Origin of the sequence: Amycolatopsis sp. WAC 01376 (assembly GCF_003947415.1) — a bacterium.
Classification (GTDB): Bacteria; Actinomycetota; Actinomycetes; order Mycobacteriales; family Pseudonocardiaceae; genus Amycolatopsis.
The window spans coordinates 1,875,813-1,894,935 of record NZ_QHKL01000001.1 but is presented as its reverse complement, the minus strand read 5'-3'; the positions used below and the strand labels follow the sequence as shown (position 1 = coordinate 1,894,935).

The window sequence follows — 19,123 nt, the reverse complement described above, 5'->3', positions numbered from 1 at the left end:
ATTGGGTAAGTCGATCAGTTGGCGTCGACCGCGGTCTTCACGAGCGGGGTCATCATTTCCTGCGTCATCTTCGCCGGGCCGGTGTAGTTGACCAGCACGGGCACGTCGCCCACGAGCTCGGCTGCCGCGAGCGTCGCGGTCTTGTTCTCGTCGACGTAGTAGAGACCGCCCTCGCCGACACCGGCGACGTCCTTCGACCCCGCCTTCGCCTTCTTCAGCGCGGCGACCATCTCGGCGGGCTTGAGCTTCTTGCCCTCGAAGCGGGTCACCGCGAGCGCGCCGATCTGCTTGCCTGCCGCCGAGTAGACACAGCTCTTGGCCTTGCCACCGTTGGCGGCGGTGTCCTGCACCGGGCCCGGCGCCGACGTCACGCCCTGAAGGGAGACCGCCTTGCCGACCGCCTCGGCGGGCAGCAGCGCGCACGGCTCCTTCGAACCGTTGCCGCCGGTGGGCGCGGTCGAAGAGCTCGGAGCGGCGGAGGGAGCGGGAGCCTGGCTCGACGGCTTGGCCGCGTTGTCCGACTGCGTGTCCCCGGAAGAACAGGCGGAAAGGGTCGCGATGACAGCGGCGAACAGGATGATCGCCCGTGAAATACGCATGGCCCGACGATAGACCGAATGGCTCAGTCCGCCGGGGCCCGGTACCGCCAGAACGACGGGATCAGCAGCGCCGCGGCGATGACCAGCACGATGACCAGCACTCCGCCGCCGGAGGCCGCGGCGGCGGTGCCGACTCCCGCGGCCGCCCAGCCGTGGGTGAGGTCGGCGATCCGCGGGCCGCCCGCGACGACGACGGTGAACACGCCCTGAAGCCGTCCGCGCATCTCGTCGGTGGTGGCGAGCTGCAGGATCGACATCCGGTAGATCGCGCTGACCATGTCGGCCGCGCCGGCGAGCGCCATGAAGAAGACCGCGAGCCACAGCGACTGCGCGAGGCCGAAGCCGACGATGGCGGCACCCCAGACGCAGACGGAGATGATCACGCCGACACCTTGTTTGCGGATCCTGGTCAGCCAGCCGGAGAAGAGACCGATCAGCATCGCGCCCGCCGGGAGCGCGGCGTACAGCCAGCCCAGCGCCGGGCCACCGCCGGGCGGATCGCCGAAGGTCCGCTCCGCCATCTCCGGGATCAGCGCGCGCGGCATGCCCGCGACCATCGCGATGATGTCGACGAGGAACGAGGCCAGCAGGATCTTCTGCTTCGCCAGGTACTTGAAGCCGTCGATGATGTCGCGGATCCCGGCCCGGCGCGCGATCTCGCCGAGCGGCGGGATCGGGGGCAGCTTCCAGACCGCGATGAGGGTCAAGGTCAGTGCGACGACGTCGATCAGGTAGAGCGTCGAAAGGCCGAGGATCGGGATCAGCGAACCGGCGAGCAGCGGGCCGAAGACCGCGCCGAAGGTGGCCATCGTGCTGCTCAGCGCCGTCGCGGGCGCGATCAGGTTGTCCGGCACCAACCGGGCGACGACGGCGCCGCGGGTCGGCATGTTGATCGCGAAGAACGCCTGGTTGACCGCGAGCAGGGCCAGGACGAGCCAGACGGAGCCGAGGTTCAGGAACGCCTGGAGCCACAGGACCGCCGAAGTGACGGTGACGCCGACGTTGGTGACGAGCAGGAGTTTGCGGCGGTCGACGGCGTCCGCGATGGCGCCGCCCCAGAGGCCGAAGACGAGCAGCGGGACCAAGGCGACCAGGCCCGTCAGGCCGACGTACGCCGACGAGCCGGTGAGGTCGAAGACCTGTTTGGGGACCGCGACGGCGGTGAGCTGGCTGCCGACGGCGGTGACCGCGGTGGACAGCCAGAGGCGGCGGAACGCGGGGATCTTGAGCGGCCTGGTGTCGACGACGATCGAGCCGAAGAGCTTGCGGACACCTTTGCGCTGGTCAACCCCCACGTCGTCACTCACAACCCGACAGCTTAGCCGCGCTAACTAACCATCCGCGCGCGATTTACCTCACCCAGCGACGCACGCACGAAGGCCGGGCCGCCGCCACGGGAAGGTCGCGAAAGCCACTTTCGCGACACCTGGCGTCCCGAAAGTGGCTTTCGCGACACCCCGACACCCCAAACGCCGGTACCCCCAAGACCCCAGTGCCCCACGCTGGTGCCCCAACGCCGGTACCCCCAAGACCCCGGTGCCCCCACGCGTCTCCCGGGAGCGCGCCAGCGCGACGGGGAGACTTCACCGTCGCGCGCCCTCTTTTGGGCCGAAGGCCCCCGGAAACGCGATGAAGGGGCACCCTCCGCTCGCAACGTGAGTTGCAAGCGACCCGGGTGCCCCTTCGGCGCGTTTGCGGAAGCGCGCGACAAGAAATTAGGGCGCGACGCGTTCGACCTGCCAGCCGTCATCGTTCCGGACGTAGCGGAGCCTGTCGTGCATGCGGTCTTCGCGGCCTTGCCAGAACTCGACGACGTCGGGCCGGATGCGCCAGCCGCCCCAGTGCGGCGGGAACGGGATGTTCTCGACGTCGGCGAAGCGGCGCTCGATGCCGTGGAGCGCGGTCTCGAGGGCGCGGCGGCCGTCGACGACACGGGACTGGGGCGAGGCCCAGGCCCCGAGCTGTGATCCTCGCGGGCGGGAGGCCCAGTACTCGGCGGTCTCGGCGACGTTGACCTTCTCGACCTCGCCGCGCACGTGGACCTGACGCTGCAGGGCGTACCACGGGAAGGTGACCGACGCGTAGCGCGTCGCGGTGAGGTCGTGGCTCTTGGTGGAGGTGTAGTTCGTGTAGAACACGACGCCGCGTTCGTCGAGGCCCTTGCACAGGACGGTCCGGGAGGACGGCCTGCCTTCGGGGTCGGCGGTGGCGAGCACCATCGCGTTCGGTTCGGGGATCCCGGCGGAGACGGCCTGGTTCAGCCAGTCCTGCAACTGGGCGGTCCAGGTCTCCGCCAACGCGGACTCGTCGAAGGCGGCGCCTTCGTAGGCCACCCTCATTCCGGGCAGGCGTACGACGGCGTCGTCACCGCCGACAGCGCCATCTTTGATCTCCGGCATCATCCGCCAAACCTCCGTACCCGATCGGGGCCCATGACTTCGGCTTTGCCGCCGACGGTATTGCCTAGACGGCGGCGGCGAAACCCACTGAACGGTGACACCCGCCACCCCTGCCCGATCATCTGTGTGTAGCCGCTGGACCGCAAGCCGTTACCTCCCGGTTACCTGGCCGACCCTGATCGATCCAGGTCGATCGTCGGCCGCCGAGGCCGCGCCCGCCGGTTCATGAAAGGGCACTCGCTCGCGCGAAGGCGGACTAATTCACCTTTTCGGAAGGCGCGAATTGCCTGGACAGACCCGGTCCGAGCGGACGTAATTCGCCGAACTCGCCCTATTCTTACCGCCATTTCGAACTATTCGAATTCGACGACTTCGGGCCACCTGGAGACCGTCCATCCGGCGCCTGGCTAATTCTGTCGTTTGACAGAAATTAGCGGCCGGGAAACATCGCCGACACAGACCCGCGAGATGTGCCAGAAGCGCGGCCGAGGCCGGTTCCGGGACGGCAATTCCGTCCCGGAACCGACCCTGCCCTGTTGTCAATTCGTGACAGTGAACTCCGCACGGACGATCCAGCCCCAGCAGTCGTACGACGCCGTGTACCTGCCCGGCACCGTCCCGGCCGGACCGTCGCCCCGCAACGCCACACCGATGCCGCCGGTGCCGCCGTCTCCCACCACCCGCAAGGGAATCGGCGCGGCGAGACCGTCCGCGACGAGGGTCGTCGCGAGCTCGCCCGCCCCGGACGGGCGCAGGCAATAGATGTCGGCGGTGACCGTCCCACCTGCGACGACGGCACTCGGGCTCAGGACCAGACTGGACGGTCTGGTCGCGTTCGCCTGCCCCGCACCGGCCAAGGTGGACAAGAGCGCCGCCCCCGCGACACACAACGCGGCCGAACGAATTTTCATCCTCTGCTCCCTCCAGAAGACGGGCGAAGTTTTCACCCGCCACCCGATGGACGTACGGCGCCGGGACCGGGGTTGCCCACCGCGCGAGAGTCCGCTCTTTGGGGCGAACGGCCGGATTTAGCAGAATGTGACAGCGAATCGTGCAAGAGCCGACGATCACACTAGGTAGAGCTTGCGCCACTCGATAGGATCGCCGCCGAGAGCAACGGGGTGATCACCTCTATCCAGAGTGTTCAGAGGTTTTGATGGGACGGCCGGGTGTGCGGCCGCACCATCCGCTATTGCCGGCCGGGCTTCCGCGAGGGAGCTCGACACCGGTCGATCAGTCCTGCGCTCGAACCGCCGGAACTTTCCACGCCCGTGTTACTCCCCTTCCCCAGGAGTGCGTTGTGATTTCCCGTTCCCGCCGTCTCGTGACGGCGTTGTTGTGCGCCCTTTCGCTCGCAGGCGTGACCGCCCTTTCGGCTTGTTCCGACAGCACGGCCGCCTCCGGCAACAAGGTCACCATCGGTTACAGCGCCTGGCCGGGCTGGTTCCCGTGGGCGGTCGCCCAGGAGAAGGGCCTGTTCGAGAAGAACGGCGTGAACGTCGACCTGAAGTGGTTCGACAGCTACACCGAGAGCATCAACGCACTGTCCTCCGGCGCGATCGACGCGAACAGCCAGACCCTGAACGACACGCTCGCGTCGGTCAGCGGTGGCGCGAAGCTGTCGGTGGTGCTGGTCAACGACAACTCCACCGGCAACGACAAGATCATCGCCCGTCAGGGGATCACCGGCGTCGCCGACCTCAAGGGCAAGAAGGTCGCCGTCGAGCAGGGCACCGTCGACCACTACCTCCTGCTGCTCGCGCTGCAGGAGGCGAAGCTGACCGAGAAGGACGTCGAAGTGGTCCCGCTGCTGACCGACGCCGCCGCGGCCGCGTTCGTCGGTGAGCAGGTCGTCGCCGTCGCGGCCTTCGCCCCCTTCACCTCGAAGGCGCTCGAGCGTCCCGGCAGCCGCGCGATCGCGACGTCCGCCGAGTTCCCCGGCGCCATCCCGGACCACCTCGTCGTCTCGGAGCAGATGTCGAAGGAGCGGAAGAAGGAGGTCCAGGCGCTGGTGAACACCTGGTTCGAGACGATCGAGTGGATCAAGCAGAACCGGGACGAGGCCGTGCGGATCATGGCCAAACGCGGTGCGGTGTCGGTCGAGGAGTACAAGAGCTACGACGCGGGCACCACGATCTTCACCAAGCAGCAGAACCTCGACGCCTTCACCCCCGGCGTCACCCCCGCCCACCTGAACTTCCAGGCGGGCAAGATCGCCGACTTCATCGTCTCCAACGGGCTCGCCCAGAACCGGCCGAACTTCGACGGACTGTTCGACGACCAGTACGTCAAGGCGGTGAAGTGAGCACCACGGACGCGGCGAAGCAGGCCACTCAGCGGGCGGACGCCGCTGACGAGGCCGAAGCGCGCCGCCTCGAAGACGAGCAGCGGCTCGCCGAAGCGCAGGAAGAGCGGGCCGGCTCGCGGCCGGACTGGTCGCCGCTGCCCCGCCGGGCGGGCCTCAAGCCGGACGCGTCCCCGCTGTTCTCGCTCCGGACGCCGATCCCCGCGCGCTGGCGGTGGACGCTGGCGGTGGCCTCGTTCGTGATCCCGCTGCTGATCTGGGTGACGCTGAACGCGCTGGGCACCATCAAGCCCACGTTCCTGCCGACGCCGGTCGCGGTGTTCGACGCGTTGCTGAAGATGATCGAGTCGGGTGAACTGTTCAGCGATCTCTGGGCCACCAGCCAGCGGGTGCTGCTCGGTTTCGGGCTCGCGGTGCTCGTCTCGGTGCCGCTCGGCATCGTGATGGGGACGTTCGACGCGGGGCTGGCGTTGTTCGAGCCGGTCATCGCGATGCTGCGCTATCTGCCGGCGAGCGCGTTCATCCCGCTGCTGATGATCTGGCTCGGTCTCGGCGAACCGTCGAAGGTCGCGGTCCTGTTCCTCGGCACGGTCTTCTTCAACACGCTGATGACGGCCGACGCCGTCCGGGGGGTGCCGCGTTCGCTGATCGACGTGTCGTACACGCTCGGCGCGCGGCGCGGCGAGGTCCTGCGCAAGGTGATCGTGCCGCACGCGCTGCCCGGCATCATCGACGCGACCCGCGTCAACGCCGCGGCCGCGTGGAACTTCGTGGTGGTCGCCGAACTGATCAACGCGACCGCCGGGCTCGGCCTGCGGATCATGCGGGCGCAGCGGTTCACCCAGACCGACCGGATCTTCGCGCTGCTGATCGTGATCGGGCTGCTCGGGCTGGTCATCGACATCGCGCTCCGGCAGCTGCGGGCACGCGTCGGGAAGTGGGCGGCGTGACGCTTCAGCTCAAGGCCGTCGCCAAGGACTACACGGTCCGCGACAAGACCACCCGTGCGCTCGACGGGATCGATCTCGACATCGCGCGCGGCGATTTCGTCTGCGTGGTCGGCGCGAGCGGATCCGGCAAGTCGACCCTGCTGTCGCTGATCGCGGGGCTGACCGAACCGACCGAAGGCCTGATCACCCTCGACGGTGACGCGGTGACCGGGCCCGGCCCGGAACGCGGGCTGGTGTTCCAGCACGGCGCGCTGTACCCGTGGCGCACGGTGGAGGGCAATGTCGCGTTCGGACTCGAACTGCTGAGCCTCGACAAGGCCGAACGCGCGCGCCGGGTCGACTGGTATCTCGAAGAGACCGGGCTCGCCCACCTCCGGAAGTCGTTGCCCAAACAGCTTTCCGGCGGGCAGAAGCAGCGGGTCGCGATCGCGCGGGCACTGGCGTGCGAGCCCGACGTGCTGCTGCTGGACGAGCCTTTTGGCGCACTGGACGTCCAGACCAAAGAGGACATGCAGGTCCTGATCCGCCGGATCTGGGCCGACACGCACACCACGGTGCTGATGGTGACCCACGACGTCGAAGAGGCCGTGTTCCTCGGCAGGCGCGTCGTGGTGCTGGCCTCGGATCCGGGCCGGGTGGCCGCCGACATCGTGGTCGACCTGCCCGGTGACCGCGAACTCGCGGTCAAACGCGCGCCGGAGTTCGTCGCGCTGCGCGCGTCCATCGAAGACCTCGTCCGGGAGCAGCACCGCGGACACCTCGGGCGGAGCCGGGGAGAAAGGTGATCATGAGGCACGGGAAGACCCGGCCCGAACGCGGGCCGCGGTCCGGATTACTCGGCAGACTCGGCATCCGGGGCAAACTCAACCTGCTCCTGATGCTGCCGCTGACCGCCGTGGTCCTGGTGTCGGTGCCTTACGTCGCCGGGGAGATCGACGACGCCCGGTCCGCGCGCACCACCGCCGACGTCGCGTCGCAGGCCCGCGCGCTCGGCACGCTGGCCTGGGAACTGCAGCGGGAAAGGCTGCTGACGGCGCACTACATCGCGTCTTCGTCGGCGAGCAGTTCGGCGATGCTCAAGCAGCAGGGTGTCGTCGCGGAAACGGTGAACCAGATCCGGTCGCAGCTGAGCGCCGACGCGCCGGAAGAGCTCGCCGCCGCGCTGGTGCGGATCGGGTCGCTGAACGAGATCCGGGAGAACGCGCTCCGGCGCGGGGCCTCACTGGACAGTGTGGCGCGGACGTATCACGCGGTGATCGACGCGGTCATCAACTCGCTCCGCCTCGTCCCGCAGCAGACCAGTGACGCGGAGGGCACCCAGCAGCTGACGGCGCTCGACGCGCTGCTGCGCGCGAACGAGGAGAACTCGTTGCGCGGTATGGCGTTGATCATCGTGCTGGTCACCCCCGAATCCGGGGCGCCGGTACTGGCCGACGCGAAGCAGCAGTCGTCGCTGTTCCTCGAACGGTTCGTGCAACAGGCCGACGTCGTCCAGGCCACGCAGGTCGTCGCGGTCGAACAGGGTGAGACGGGCCGCCGGGTCGACGCGCTGGAAGCCAGGCTCGCGGAGGCCCGCGGCCCGCAGGCCGTGCAGAACCTGCTGCCGGACATCCTCGGCGCCGTCGACGCCCAGTCGAACCAGCGACGGCTCGCCCAGGACGCGGTCACCACCGGCATCACCGACGCGGCGACCGCGCGGGCCGACGCCGCCCAGAACCTGGCGTGGACGATCGGTATCGGCGCCGGTGTGCTGTTCCTCCTGGTCGGCGGGCTCGCGATCGCGGTCAGCCGGTCGATCGCGGATCCGCTGCGGAAGCTGACCACGGCGGCGACCTCGGTCGCGGACCTCGCGAGCACCGAACTGGTCCGCGTCACCGACACCGAGGAGGCCGAAGAACTCGCGCCTCGCCTCGCCACCATCGATGTGTCCTCACAGGACGAACTCGGCAAACTGGCCGACGCGTTCAACCGGGTGCAGGCCACCGCCGCCGAACTGGTGGAGCGGCAGGCCCTCACGCGGCGCAACGTCGGCCTGATGTTCGCCAACGTCGCGAAGCGGACCCAGAACCTCGTGGGCAGGCAGCTGGCGCTGGTCGACGAACTGGAACGCAACGAGCAGGACGTCGCCCTGCTGGCCAGCCTCTACCGGCTCGACCACCTCTCCACCCGCCTGCGCCGGAACGCGGACAACCTCCTGGTCGTGTCGGGGAATCGTGACGAGGCAAGGATTTCCGGTCCGATCGAGCTGTCGACGGCGCTGCGTTCGGCGCTCGCGGAGATCGAGGACTACCAGCGGGTCCGGCTCGGTTCGATGGGCGACGTCCTGCTGTCTTCGCCGTTCGGCTCCGATCTGGTGCTGATCTTCGCCGAGCTGCTGGAGAACGCGACGTCGTTCTCCCCGCCGGAGTCCTTTGTGGACGTCGGCACGAAGATCCTGCCCGACGGTTCCTGCCTGATCGTGATCGTGGACCAGGGCATCGGCATGACCGCCGAACGGCTCGCCGAGGAGAACCGGCGGCTGGTCGAACGCGAGCGGCTCGAACTGGCACCGACCAGCGTGCTCGGCCTGTTCGTGGTCGGGCGGCTCGCGCGGCGGCACGGGCTCAAGGTCGAACTGACCGAGACCGAGCCGGGAGCGGGGATCACCGCGCGGCTCACCGTTCCGCCGAACCTGCTGACGTACCGGCAGCCCATGCCGAAGTCCGTCCCGGCGCCGCCGGTGTGGCCGACGGCGGAACCGGTCGACGAGCCCGCGCCGCCTTCCCTGCCCGCGCCGCGGGCGAACACGACCGGGCACGAGCCGCCGACACTGGCGATCGCCGGGATGATCCCGCGCGACGGTATGCGTCCCAAGGACTTCCGGTGGTTCCGCAAGACCGACGGGGAGATCGCGGAACCCGCGCCGGCACCGGTACCGCTTCCGCCGGCACCCGTGTACCAGGCACCCGCGCCGACGCTCACCGCCGCCGAGCCCGGGGAGACCCGGGGCGGGCTGCGGCGCCGCGTCAAGGGCGCGCAGCTGCCAGGTGCCCCCGAAGCACCGTCGCGGCAGAAGTCCAGGCATGATCCAGAAGCGGCCAAAGCGGCCTTCGACGGCTTCGAGGCCGGACTCGCGAAGGCCACCACGTCGCCGGCAGCAGCCGCAGCGCCGATGTCGATGCCGATGCCGACCCCGACACCGGTGCCCGCCGCCTCACGCGGCGGTCTCACCAGAAGGGTCCCCGGCGCGCAGCTGGCGCCGGGACTGTCCAAAGGACCGGCCGCACGGCACCAGACCGCGCGGGCGGCGCTGAACACCACCAAGCCCAAGGGCATGCGTGACCCCGAGGCCGAGCGTGCCGCGTTCGACGCCTTCAGTGACGGGTTGGAGAAAGCCGTCAACCCGGAGATGGAACAGAGAGAGAAGAGCAAGAGATGACGACCGGAGTCAGCGTCGAAGCCCGGAACTTCAACTGGTTGGTGACGCGCTTCGCCCAGAACACGGCGAGCGCGATGGGCGCGATCGCCGTCTCGGCCGACGGTCTGCTGATCGCGATGTCGTCCGAGCTGGAACGGGCCAACGCCGACCGGCTGGCCGCGATCTGCTCGGCGATGCTCGGCCTGGCGCACGGTGTCTCCGAGAGTCACCCGCTCGGTTCGCCCGACAAGATCATCATCGAGCTGGAGCAGGGCTACCTGCTGGTCTGCACGATCAGCATCGGCTGTTCGCTCGGCGTGCTCGCCACCAAGCAGGCCAGCCTCGGCACGATCGCCTACGAGATGGCGATGTTCGCCAACCGGGCCACCGAGGTGCTCACCCCCGCGCTGATCGAGGAACTCAAGAAGAGCGTCGGCAGCTGAACTGACGAGGGGACAAGGGAATGAGCGACGACCAGGTACCTCAGCCGCGAGGCGCCGAACAGGGCATCTCGCCGCTACGCCCGTATCTGCTCACGGCCGGCCGCGCGCAGCCGGTGGACGGCACGCTCGAAATCGAGGCTCAAGTGCTCACGAGCAGGCTCGGCGCGGCTTCGCACGCGAGGCTGACCTTCGAACGACGGGAGATCGTTTCCCTTTGCCGGGAAACGAAATCCGTCGCCGAAGTGGCGGCGATGCTCGGCCTGCACATCGGCGTGGCCCGTGTCCTCGTGGCGGATCTCGCCGCGCTCGGCTACGTCGTGCTCCGTCGCCCTGCCGGAGCCTTCACCCAGGACCTCGGCATGATCGAAAGGGTCATTCGTGGACTCGAATCCATTCGCTGAACCGGTGACGGCCAAACCGCCGACACCGGTCAAGATCGTCATCGCCGGCGGGTTCGGCGTCGGCAAGACGACCACCGTCGGCGCGATCTCCGAGATCAAACCGCTGACCACCGAGGCCGCCATGACCTCGACCGGCGCGGCCGTCGACGGCACCGGCGGGAACGTGCCGTCGAAGACCACCACCACGGTGGCGCTGGACTTCGGCTGCATCACCATCGACGAAGAGGTGAAGCTGTACCTCTTCGGCACGCCGGGGCAGGACCGGTTCGGGTTCATGTGGCACGACCTCGTGCTGGGGGCGCTGGGCGCACTCGTCATCGTCGACACCCGCCGTCTCGACGACTGCTATCCGGCGGTCGACTACTTCGAGAAGGCCGGGCTGCCGTTCGTGGTCGGGGTGAACGTCTTCGACGGCTCCCTCAAGCACGACCTCGAGGACGTGCGCTGGGCACTCGCGGTGGGCGAAGACGTCCCGCTGATCACCTTCGACGCGCGGCAACGGCTTTCGGTCCGTGACGCGCTGCTTGCCGTACTGCACAACACCTTCCGGCGAGCCTCCGCCGCTTCCTGACGCATTTAGTCCTCTGAATGCGGTACTTGCGTGTGCAAGGACCGCATTCAGAGGACTAAATGCGGGGTCAGGCAGGCCGGGTGATCGCGGCGAGCATCAGGGCCCGGAGTTCGGCGGCGACGTCGGCGACCGGCAGCGGCGGGGTGTGCGCCTGCCACTCGCGCAGCAGCCCGGTCGCCGCGCCGACGAGCGCGATCGCCGTCAGGTGGTAATCGCGGTCCGGCGCCACCCCGTGCTCGGCGGCGTGCCGGGCCTCGGCTTCGATGAACGCGGCCCACCGGTCGACCCATTCCTGGTGCTGCGCCTCCAAGGCGGCGCTGACGCCGACGGCCTCGACGTAGTTCAGCCGCGGCATCCGGGGATCCGACGTCACCGAGCTGACGAAGACGTCCAGCAGTGTCCCGATCCGGGTGACCGCGTCCGCGTCCTCCAGCCGTTCCAGGATGCCGGTGACGTGCTCCAGCGCGAGCGAGTTGATGCGCTCGTGCAGGGTCAGCAGCACCTTCTCCTTGCTCTCGAACTCCTCGTAGAAGTTCCGCGTCGAGACTCCGGCGCGGGTGCACAACTCGGTGATCTTCGCCTGCTGGTAGCCCGTCGACGTGAACAGGTCCAGGGCCGCCACGAGCAGGCGTTCACGCCGTTCGGCGCGCCGTTGCTCGGGCGCGACCCCGCCGTAGGTGCGGGCCACTCGACCTCCCCCGATTCGGTAACAGGGATTGCCAGATGCTAGCAACTCCGCCTACATTGCGAAAATCTCAATTACCAAACTGGAGGCAACGGTGCTTCGGACAGTTCTGGTCTCAGCCCTCGCAGCCGCCCTGATAGGCGCGCCCGCCGCGCAAGCCGCGCCGAGCGCCCCCGGGGATCTGGTCGACTACAAACCGGTCATCGCCACCGCCCCGGCGAAGGCCTGGAAACTCAACTACCGCTCCACCTCGGCGACGGGACAGCCGAACACGGTGTCGGGCATCCTGCTGGTCCCGCACACGCCGTGGACGAAGGGCGCGCGGCCGCTGGTCAGCTACGCCGTCGGCACCCATGGCCTCGGCGACCGCTGCGCGCCGTCGACCCGGCTGACGAACGGGTCCGAGAACGAAGTCCTCCTGATGAGCCAAGCGCTTTCGCGCGGCTGGGCGGTCGTCGTGACCGACTACGAAGGCCTCGGCACCCCGGGCACACACACCTACGCCGTCGGCCAGTCCGAAGGCCGGGCCGTCCTCGACGCCGCCCGTGCCGCCTCGAACGTCCCCGAAGCGGGCCTGTCCAAGACCGGGCCGGTCGGCGTTTTCGGTTACTCACAAGGAGGTCAGGCCGCGGCCTTCGCCGGTGAACTCCAGCCGTCCTACGCGCCCGACGTCAACCTGGTCGGCGTCGCGGAAGGCGGTGTCCCGGCGGATCTGAACGCGGTCCTGAAGTTCAACGACGGCGGCCCGGCGTTCGGCCTGGTGCTCGGCGCCGCTGTCGGCTACTCGACGGCGTACCCCGAACTGCCCTTCAACGACGTGCTCAACGCGAAGGGCGAGAGGATGGTCGCGAAGGTCAAGGAAGCGTGCACCGTCGAACTCGGCGCGGCGGCGCCTTTCGCACGGCTTAACGACTTCACGACCGTGCCGAACGTTTCCGCGGACCCGCGCTGGCAAGCCCGGCTCGGCGAGAACCTCGCGGGCAAGACCAAACCGGGCGCGCCGGTCTACCTGTACCACGCGTCGCTGGACGAACTGATCCCGCTTTCGGTCGGCCAGGGCCTGCGCGACCGTTACCGCGCCCTCGGCGCCGACGTCACCTGGCAGGAGTTCCCGCTGCTGGAGCACATCGGCGGCGTCGCGACCGGCGGTCCCGTCGCGATGACCTGGCTGGGCACCAAGTTCTGACGGGGAGCCGGTCCGTGAGGGCCTCCTTCACTACCTTCAGGGTAGGAAAGGAGGCCCTCACGGACTTTCAGGGTCAGCGTCCCGGCAAGGTCCGATAGCTGCTGTTCGGCATCGGGGCGGGCATCGCGGACTCACCGAAGAGGGCAGGTGGGCTTTCGCGGCTGGTTCCGGACTCACCGACGGCAGCAGCCAATTGTCCACAAGGGACACCTTCCGACAATCAAGAGTCCTTTTTATACCCGTATGCACGGTTCTCGAAGGGGTCGTGAGTGATAAGTGTCGTTCTAACCCTCATTATCACTCACGACCCAGCCGCCAATCCGCGCAAATCGCCCAAATCGTGCGCTGACTTCTCTGCAAGAGTCCCTTATGGACAATCAAGAGGCAGCCAGGGCTCTTAGGACCGCTCCTGCCGCCCCACCTCTCGCCAGGCAGGGAAGGAGGCCTTCACGGCTTTTCGAGGACGGGATTGGCACGCAGGTTGCCGTCACCGCAGACCCAGCCGCTGGACGGCACGGGACCGAGATCGGTTGCGGCCAGGAAGAGTTCATGCCCGACGGTGAACGCGACCAGCCCGTCCTCCAGCAGGAGAACCCGGCCGTACAGATCACGTTCTTCCGGGATCTCGCACAGCACACGCTCATGCAGCTCCGCGTCGATCGCTCGCAACGCCCCGTCCTGGGTGAAGACCGCCGTCCCTGCGCTGTCGAGCGCCGGACTCCCGAAATGCCGCCTGGAGAGCACCGGGCCGTCCTCCGTCGAACCGTCTGCGTTGAGCTTCCTGAACCTTCGATGCCTCTCCGGATTCCCGCTCTCGGCACACCGGATGACGCCGTCCGGGCCGACGAGAAACGGGCCTTCGCTGTCCCAGCGGACCACCTCGGCCCCTGACGCGTCATAGCGCGCCGTCCCGAGCAGGCCGAAACCCCGATCCCCGGCCAGGAATTCGCTCGGCCCGGCGATCGCCTTGTGCATGCCGCCCGAAACCGGCGTGGTCGCCACGAGGCGGCCGGAGTCCCGGTCGAGCAGGTAGGACAGCGACAGCCCTCTGCCCAAGTCGTCGAACGCGGCGAGAATCCGGTCGTCGGAAACGAGCAACGGATCCCAGTACGACGGCGAGAACTCGTGGGGCATCGTAGGTTCGGAGGACGCGAAGCCCAGTGGTTCGGTCGGGATCCGGGTCGACCACGTGCACGCGCCGGAACCGTCGCGCACATCGACACGGACATCGCGGTGACGCCCCGGCAAGGTCGTCCAAGTGGTGCAGAACCCTCCCCGTACCAGGGCGAACGAGCCTGGAGCCTCGTCCGGGTCATGATCCAGCCGGATCTCCGCCTGGGTTCCGCCGGACTCGTCGAATCCGAGGAGAACGTCACCGTCGATCAGGAAGACGGTGCCCGACTCGGAGACACGCAAATGCTTCGTATAGCTCTTCTGGGACCAGTGCCCCTTCGGATCGCCCTCGAGTTCGCGTCGCCAAAGCACCTTCCCCGCCAGGTCGATCGCCAGCAACGTCCGCCGACTCGTCAGCTCCTTCCCCTGGGTGCACAGCACGTACAACGGCCCCACCGCCGAAGGTGCGGCCATTCTCCAAGGCTGGCCGGGCAACGAAAGACTCAGTGGTTTCATGGCTCCCCCTTGAGCGCGGTCACGGCATCGTGAGCCAGCGACGTCGTGAGTATCCCACCGGCGGCCAGAGACGTGCGGGACCACCACTCGCCGGATGCCTCGGGCAGCTCCGGGCCGCCGACGACCAGATCGGTCGCCAGCACCCGCCGTCCGGCTAGATGCGCGAGGCTGGAGTCCAAAGTGGAATCCCCGATCTCCAACGTCTGCCGCAGCACCGGCACTTCGCCTCGCGTCACGTGCTGCGTGGTCACCAAAGAACCCGGACGCTCACCAGCCCGGCCGAGCACCAGAACCTCCCGCGTGTGCAAGAAAGCGTCCGATGCCAAAGCAGCTCGGAACTCGGCGATATGGCGCGCACGAGCGGTCACCACGGTCGGCTCCGGCAGGTACTCCAAAGACCCGCCGTCCTCCACGACAACGTCCACAAGGGACGAACTTCCTTCCCCGTGTAACCCCGGAAGCGCGATGGTCGCCGCAACTCCCGATAGCCGCAGCGAAGCACCGGGGCCGACATGAATGGTCAGCTTCAGCCCGTCGCCGCCCAACGGCGAGGTCGCCGAGTTGACCAAGTGCACGATCGCCGTCACACCGGTGCCCCGTTTGGGGAGCAGCGTGAGCGGCGCCATCGAGCGCAGCTCACGCAGTACGGTCCGGCCGCCCTCGAAACAGGCGGTCAGCCGCGCATGCGCCTTCACCCCGTGCGGACCGGGAGCAGCGAACGAACCCAGTCCGCCACCGCCGGCGCGTTCGGAGTGTCCACAAGGGACTGCGTGATCACCGGCAACTCGCCCCGCATCCGGTGCGCGTCCGACGTCATCACGTCCATGTCCGCGCCGACCAGATGCGCGATGTCGATCTTGTTGATCACCAGCAGATCCGCGGTCGTCACGCCCGGCCCGCCCTTGCGCGGCACCTTGTCGCCGCCGGCGACGTCGACCACGAAGACCTGGCTGTCGGCGAGCCCCCGGCTGAACACCGCGGTGAGGTTGTCGCCACCGCTTTCGATGATCACCAGGTCCAGCCCGGGGAATCGCTCCTCCAGCCGCTCGACGGCGTCGAGGTTCGCGGTGATGTCGTCGCGGATCGCGGTGTGCGGGCACGCGCCGGTCTGCACGGCCTCGATCCGCTCCGGGTCGAGCACCCCGGCCTTGCGCAGGAAGTCGGCGTCTTCGGTGGTGTAGATGTCGTTGGTGACGACAGCGAGGTTCACCTCGTCGCCGAGCGCCCGGCACAGCGCCGCGGTGAGCGCGGTCTTCCCGCTGCCCACCGGCCCGCCGATCCCGATCCGGTACGCGCGGCCCGCGGTCGGCGCCTGCTCGTAATGGTCGGGTTCCGCCGCGGTCGGGTCGAAGTTGACGGGATGCACGTGACCGTGTCCGTGACCATGCTCAACTGGCAAAGAGACGCACCTCTTCCTGGTGATGCCGGGCGTGTGCCTCGGCGAACAGATCGAGCGCCGGAGAACCCGGCGCCGGGAGATCGGCCGGATCGTCGCCCGCGACCTCGGCCGCGCGCAGGGAGACGTCCCGGACTTCCTTCGCGAGACGGGCCACGACGGCGTTGACGGCGAACGGATCCAGCCCGAGCAGCCGCACGGCCGCGCTCGCGGGTCCGCTGATCGCGAGGTACGCCACCGCCATCGCCGCGTCGAAGGGCACCCCGATCAGCGCGCCGGCCACCACCGGATGATGCGGTCGCGGGGTTTCCCTCAACAGTTGGGAAAGCACCGGCGACGGCCACGCCGCCTTGCCCGCCCTCGCCGTCCCGCGTCCTTGCGCGCGGGACGCTTCCCGCTGCGCGAGCGACGGCGTCCTGGCGTCCAGTTCGTGGTCGAGCCGTCGCCAGTGTCCACTCTGGACATTCCGCGCCGCCGCCGGCGCCGACGCGGCGGCGAACACCGCGGCGAGCGAACCCGCCGTGCGCAACCGTCCGGAGAGGAAGCCCGGCAGGTCGCGTTCGTGCGTGATCAGCTTCCGGGTGACAGCCTCTTCGAGCCCGCCGGAATGGACATGGCCGCCCCCGGGGAACCGGGAGTCGGCGAGGATGAGCGCGGCCAGATCCATCAAAACAAAAAATACCTTTGCGCCATGGGCAGTTCCGTCACCGGCTGGGGCTCGATCAGCTCGCCGTCGACGTGCACGGCGAAACTGTCCGGCTCGACCCGGATGTCCGGTGTCGCGTCGTTCAGCACCATGTCGGCCTTGCCGCGGGAGCGGGTGTTCGAGATCGGCACGAGCTTCCGCGTGATGCCGAAGCGCTCCGCCACCCCGCTTTCCAGGGCTTCCGGCGCCACGAAATGGAAACTGCTCGCGGCCGCCACCACCGGGGCCGCGCCGAACATCGGCCGCGCCAGCACGGGCTGCGGCGTCGGGATGGACGCGTTGGCGTCGCCCATCGCCGCCCACGCCGGGAAACCGCCCTTGAGCACGACATGCGGCCGGACACCGAAGAACTTCGGCTCCCACAGCACGAGATCCGCGAGTTTCCCGATCTCCACCGAGCCGATCTCGCGCTCCATACCGTGCGCGATCGCGGGGTTGATCGTGTATTTGGCGACGTAGCGACGAGCCCGCAGATTGTCGGCCGCGCCGTCGCCGGGCAGTGTACCGCGCCGCCGTTTCATCACGTGCGCGGTCTGCCAGGTGCGGATGATCACCTCGCCGATCCGGCCCATCGCCTGCGAATCCGAGCTCATCATGGAGATCGCGCCGAGGTCGTGCAGGACGTCCTCGGCCGCGATGGTCGTCGGCCGGATCCGGCTTTCGGCGAACGCCAGGTCTTCGGGCACGGACGGATTCAGGTGGTGGCAGACGACGAGCATGTCGAGGTGCTCGTCGAGGGTGTTCGCGGTGTGCGGGCGCGTCGGATTCGTCGACGACGGCAGGATGTTGGGCAGTCCGGCGACCTGGATGATGTCCGGCGCGTGCCCGCCGCCCGCGCCTTCGGTGTGGTACGCGTTGATCGAGCGGCCTCGAATGGCGTCCACTGTGGACTCCAGGAAGCCCGCTTCGTTCAGGGTGTCGGTGTGGATCGCCACCTGGACACCGGATTCGTCGGCGACGGTGAGACAGGCGTCGATCGCGGCCGGGGTGCTGCCCCAGTCCTCGTGGAGTTTGAACCCGCCCGCGCCGGCGGCGAGCTGTTCGCGCAGGGCCTCGTGCCGGACGGTGTTCCCCTTGCCCAGCAACAGGACGTTGACCGGCTGGCCGTCCATCGCCTGCAGCATCCGGCCGAGGTTCCACGCGCCGGGCGTGACGGTGGTGGCCTTGCTGCCTTCGACCGGGCCGGTGCCGCCGCCGACGAGGGTGGTGAGCCCGGACGCCAGCGCGGTCTCGGTGAGCTGCGGGCAGATGAAATGGACGTGGCAGTCGATCCCGCCCGCGGTGAGGATCTTCCCGTTGCCCGACAGTACTTCCGTCGACGGTCCGACGACCAGCGCCGGATCGACGCCGTCCATCGTGTCCGGATTGCCCGCCTTGCCGATGCCGACGATCCGGCCGTCGCGGACGCCGACGTCGGCCTTGACGATCCCCCAGTGGTCCAGGATCACCGCGCCGGTGATGACCAGGTCGGGCGCGCCTTCGGCCCGGGTCGCCATGCCCTGTCCCATGGATTCGCGGATCACCTTGCCGCCGCCGAACAACACCTCGTCGCCACTGCCGGACGGGCCCATGCTGCGGTCTTCGGTGACTTCGATCAGCAGGTCGGTGTCCGCGAGACGGATCCTGTCCCCGGTCGTCGGGCCGAACAGTTCGGCGTACCGCTCGCGATCGATCGACGGCATCAGGACTCCTCGCGCAATCCGGGCACCACGCGGTTCCCGGCCAGCGGGACGAGGTCGACTTCGCGTTCGACACCCGGTTCGAACCGCACGGACGTTCCCGCGGGCACGTCGAGCCGATGTCCTCGCGCGGCTTCGCGATCGAATTCGAGCCCCGGATTGACCGCCGCGAAATGGTAGTGCGAACCGACCTGGACGGGCCGGTCGCCGAGGTTCCGCACGAGCAGCCGGACCCGTGGCCTGCCCGGGTTCACCTCGACCGGTCCGTCCCCGGTGATGATCTCTCCTGGTCGCACCCGTCCCCCTTCTAAACGATCGGGTCGTGCACGGTGACGAGCTTCGTTCCATCCGGGAAAGTGGCTTCGACCTGGACGGAATCGACCATTTCCGGCACTCCGTCCAGCACCTGCGCCCGCGAGAGCACCGAACGCCCGCTCGCGACGAGTTCACTCACCGTCCGGCCGTCGCGAGCGCCTTCGAGCACGTGGTCGGTGATCAGCGCGACCGCCTCGGGGTAGTTCAGCGAAACCCCGCGTTCCAGGCGTTTGCGTGCTACGTCCGCCGCGACGTGGATGAGCAGTTTGTCCCGCTCCTGGGGGCTCAGGTGCATGGGAAAGGTCTATCACCGGAAACCGGTCGCCGCCGGTTCTCGAAACACAGGATTTACCTCGGCGGCCGGTACACGCAAAGTGAACGGCACCGTAACTCTTCGCGTACGAGGCGCGTTTTCACTGAATCGTTCTCGTAATCGTGACCGAAAGCACCACATCTTTCGAT

Annotated in this window: 20 protein-coding genes; 8 read left to right on the top strand and 12 right to left on the bottom strand. The window is 68.5% G+C overall.

All coding sequences use genetic code 11. The features are described from left to right. Nucleotides 1–14 precede the first annotated feature (14 nt). The 4 genes from DMH03_RS09120 to DMH03_RS09105 form a co-directional block, all read right to left on the bottom strand. A complete protein-coding gene (locus DMH03_RS09120) occupies nucleotides 15–599 on the bottom strand; it encodes a DUF3558 domain-containing protein (protein ID WP_125791444.1) in 585 nt (194 codons plus the stop codon). A 23-nt stretch (nucleotides 600–622) separates the two neighbouring features. Then, nucleotides 623–1,906 carry an MFS transporter gene (locus DMH03_RS09115; RefSeq protein ID WP_125791443.1) on the bottom strand — a complete coding sequence of 428 codons (1,284 nt, stop codon included), beginning with the start codon at nucleotides 1,904–1,906 and terminating at the stop codon, nucleotides 623–625. Nucleotides 1,907–2,314: 408 nt separating this feature from the next. Beyond that, nucleotides 2,315–3,001 carry a pyridoxamine 5'-phosphate oxidase gene (gene pdxH / locus DMH03_RS09110; RefSeq protein ID WP_125791442.1) on the bottom strand — a complete coding sequence of 229 codons (687 nt, stop codon included), beginning with the start codon at nucleotides 2,999–3,001 and terminating at the stop codon, nucleotides 2,315–2,317. 536 nt (nucleotides 3,002–3,537) lie between these two features. Further along, nucleotides 3,538–3,909, bottom strand: a complete 372-nt coding sequence (locus tag DMH03_RS09105; RefSeq protein ID WP_125791441.1) for a hypothetical protein — start codon at nucleotides 3,907–3,909, stop codon at nucleotides 3,538–3,540. Nucleotides 3,910–4,298: 389 nt separating this feature from the next. On the opposite strand from DMH03_RS09105, the gene DMH03_RS09100 reads away from it, so the two are divergent. The 7 genes from DMH03_RS09100 to DMH03_RS09070 are packed head-to-tail and all read left to right on the top strand — an operon-like array spanning nucleotide 4,299 to nucleotide 11,065. Further along, the gene (locus DMH03_RS09100; protein ID WP_125791440.1) at nucleotides 4,299–5,303 is read left to right on the top strand and encodes an ABC transporter substrate-binding protein; all 1,005 of its coding nucleotides are present in this window, start codon (nucleotides 4,299–4,301) and stop codon (nucleotides 5,301–5,303) included. Then, nucleotides 5,300–6,253: an ABC transporter permease gene (locus tag DMH03_RS09095; protein ID WP_125791439.1), complete on the top strand. Its 954-nt coding sequence runs from the start codon at nucleotides 5,300–5,302 to the stop codon at nucleotides 6,251–6,253. Before DMH03_RS09100 ends, DMH03_RS09095 begins: the two co-directional genes overlap by 4 nt. After that, nucleotides 6,250–7,038: an ABC transporter ATP-binding protein gene (locus DMH03_RS09090; protein ID WP_125791438.1), complete on the top strand. Its 789-nt coding sequence runs from the start codon at nucleotides 6,250–6,252 to the stop codon at nucleotides 7,036–7,038. Before DMH03_RS09095 ends, DMH03_RS09090 begins: the two co-directional genes overlap by 4 nt. Nucleotides 7,039–7,040: 2 nt before the next feature. Further along, complete coding sequence (locus DMH03_RS09085) at nucleotides 7,041–9,671, top strand: nitrate- and nitrite sensing domain-containing protein (protein WP_125791437.1); 2,631 nt, start codon at nucleotides 7,041–7,043, stop codon at nucleotides 9,669–9,671. Beyond that, nucleotides 9,668–10,093, top strand: a complete 426-nt coding sequence (locus DMH03_RS09080; RefSeq protein WP_005156032.1) for a roadblock/LC7 domain-containing protein — start codon at nucleotides 9,668–9,670, stop codon at nucleotides 10,091–10,093. The genes DMH03_RS09085 and DMH03_RS09080 overlap by 4 nt, the downstream gene beginning before the upstream one ends. Before the next feature lie 20 nt (nucleotides 10,094–10,113). Beyond that, on the top strand, nucleotides 10,114–10,494 hold the full coding sequence (locus DMH03_RS09075; RefSeq protein WP_125789372.1) for a DUF742 domain-containing protein: 381 nt from the start codon (nucleotides 10,114–10,116) through the stop codon (nucleotides 10,492–10,494). After that, a complete protein-coding gene (locus DMH03_RS09070; protein WP_125791436.1) occupies nucleotides 10,472–11,065 on the top strand; it encodes an ATP/GTP-binding protein in 594 nt (197 codons plus the stop codon). The genes DMH03_RS09075 and DMH03_RS09070 overlap by 23 nt, the downstream gene beginning before the upstream one ends. Nucleotides 11,066–11,132: 67 nt before the next feature. Here the strand turns inward: DMH03_RS09070 and DMH03_RS09065 are convergent, their stop codons facing one another. Next, a complete protein-coding gene (locus DMH03_RS09065; RefSeq protein WP_125791435.1) occupies nucleotides 11,133–11,753 on the bottom strand; it encodes a TetR/AcrR family transcriptional regulator in 621 nt (206 codons plus the stop codon). 91 nt (nucleotides 11,754–11,844) lie between these two features. On the opposite strand from DMH03_RS09065, the gene DMH03_RS09060 reads away from it, so the two are divergent. Continuing rightward, entirely contained in the window at nucleotides 11,845–12,936 is a 1,092-nt protein-coding gene (locus DMH03_RS09060) for a lipase family protein (protein ID WP_125791434.1), read from the top strand. A 447-nt stretch (nucleotides 12,937–13,383) separates the two neighbouring features. On the opposite strand, the gene DMH03_RS09055 is transcribed toward DMH03_RS09060, so the two are convergent. Genes DMH03_RS09055 through DMH03_RS09025 form a run of 7 tightly spaced genes read right to left on the bottom strand, consistent with a single transcriptional unit; the run spans nucleotide 13,384 to nucleotide 18,956 of the window. Beyond that, entirely contained in the window at nucleotides 13,384–14,523 is a 1,140-nt protein-coding gene (locus DMH03_RS09055) for a hypothetical protein (protein WP_125791433.1), read from the bottom strand. A 38-nt stretch (nucleotides 14,524–14,561) separates the two neighbouring features. After that, the gene (locus DMH03_RS09050; protein ID WP_125791432.1) at nucleotides 14,562–15,260 is read right to left on the bottom strand and encodes an urease accessory protein UreD; all 699 of its coding nucleotides are present in this window, start codon (nucleotides 15,258–15,260) and stop codon (nucleotides 14,562–14,564) included. Beyond that, entirely contained in the window at nucleotides 15,257–15,964 is a 708-nt protein-coding gene (gene ureG / locus DMH03_RS09045) for an urease accessory protein UreG (protein ID WP_125791431.1), read from the bottom strand. The genes DMH03_RS09050 and ureG overlap by 4 nt, the downstream gene beginning before the upstream one ends. Beyond that, nucleotides 15,954–16,628: an urease accessory protein UreF gene (locus tag DMH03_RS09040; RefSeq protein WP_125791430.1), complete on the bottom strand. Its 675-nt coding sequence runs from the start codon at nucleotides 16,626–16,628 to the stop codon at nucleotides 15,954–15,956. Before DMH03_RS09040 ends, ureG begins: the two co-directional genes overlap by 11 nt. Then, nucleotides 16,628–18,349: an urease subunit alpha gene (locus DMH03_RS09035; RefSeq protein WP_125791429.1), complete on the bottom strand. Its 1,722-nt coding sequence runs from the start codon at nucleotides 18,347–18,349 to the stop codon at nucleotides 16,628–16,630. The genes DMH03_RS09040 and DMH03_RS09035 overlap by 1 nt, the downstream gene beginning before the upstream one ends. Continuing rightward, the gene (locus DMH03_RS09030) at nucleotides 18,349–18,642 is read right to left on the bottom strand and encodes an urease subunit beta (RefSeq protein WP_125791428.1); all 294 of its coding nucleotides are present in this window, start codon (nucleotides 18,640–18,642) and stop codon (nucleotides 18,349–18,351) included. The genes DMH03_RS09035 and DMH03_RS09030 overlap by 1 nt, the downstream gene beginning before the upstream one ends. 11 nt (nucleotides 18,643–18,653) lie before the next feature. Beyond that, nucleotides 18,654–18,956: an urease subunit gamma gene (locus DMH03_RS09025; protein ID WP_125791427.1), complete on the bottom strand. Its 303-nt coding sequence runs from the start codon at nucleotides 18,954–18,956 to the stop codon at nucleotides 18,654–18,656. Between the last annotated feature and the right edge of the window lie 167 nt (nucleotides 18,957–19,123).

What these genes read in the sequence shown, in the direction of transcription:
- DMH03_RS09120 (WP_125791444.1), bottom strand. Translation starts at nt 599, where the DNA reads ATGCGTATTTCACGGGCGATCATCCTGTTCGCCGCTGTCATCGCGACC.
- pdxH (WP_125791442.1), bottom strand. Translation starts at nt 3,001, where the DNA reads ATGATGCCGGAGATCAAAGATGGCGCTGTCGGCGGTGACGACGCCGTC.
- DMH03_RS09105 (WP_125791441.1), bottom strand. Translation starts at nt 3,909, where the DNA reads ATGAAAATTCGTTCGGCCGCGTTGTGTGTCGCGGGGGCGGCGCTCTTG.
- DMH03_RS09085 (WP_125791437.1), top strand. Translation starts at nt 7,041, where the DNA reads ATGAGGCACGGGAAGACCCGGCCCGAACGCGGGCCGCGGTCCGGATTA.
- DMH03_RS09080 (WP_005156032.1), top strand. Translation starts at nt 9,668, where the DNA reads ATGACGACCGGAGTCAGCGTCGAAGCCCGGAACTTCAACTGGTTGGTG.
- DMH03_RS09075 (WP_125789372.1), top strand. Translation starts at nt 10,114, where the DNA reads ATGAGCGACGACCAGGTACCTCAGCCGCGAGGCGCCGAACAGGGCATC.
- DMH03_RS09055 (WP_125791433.1), bottom strand. Translation starts at nt 14,523, where the DNA reads ATGGCCGCACCTTCGGCGGTGGGGCCGTTGTACGTGCTGTGCACCCAG.
- DMH03_RS09040 (WP_125791430.1), bottom strand. Translation starts at nt 16,628, where the DNA reads ATGGATCTGGCCGCGCTCATCCTCGCCGACTCCCGGTTCCCCGGGGGC.
- DMH03_RS09035 (WP_125791429.1), bottom strand. Translation starts at nt 18,349, where the DNA reads ATGCCGTCGATCGATCGCGAGCGGTACGCCGAACTGTTCGGCCCGACG.
- DMH03_RS09025 (WP_125791427.1), bottom strand. Translation starts at nt 18,956, where the DNA reads ATGCACCTGAGCCCCCAGGAGCGGGACAAACTGCTCATCCACGTCGCG.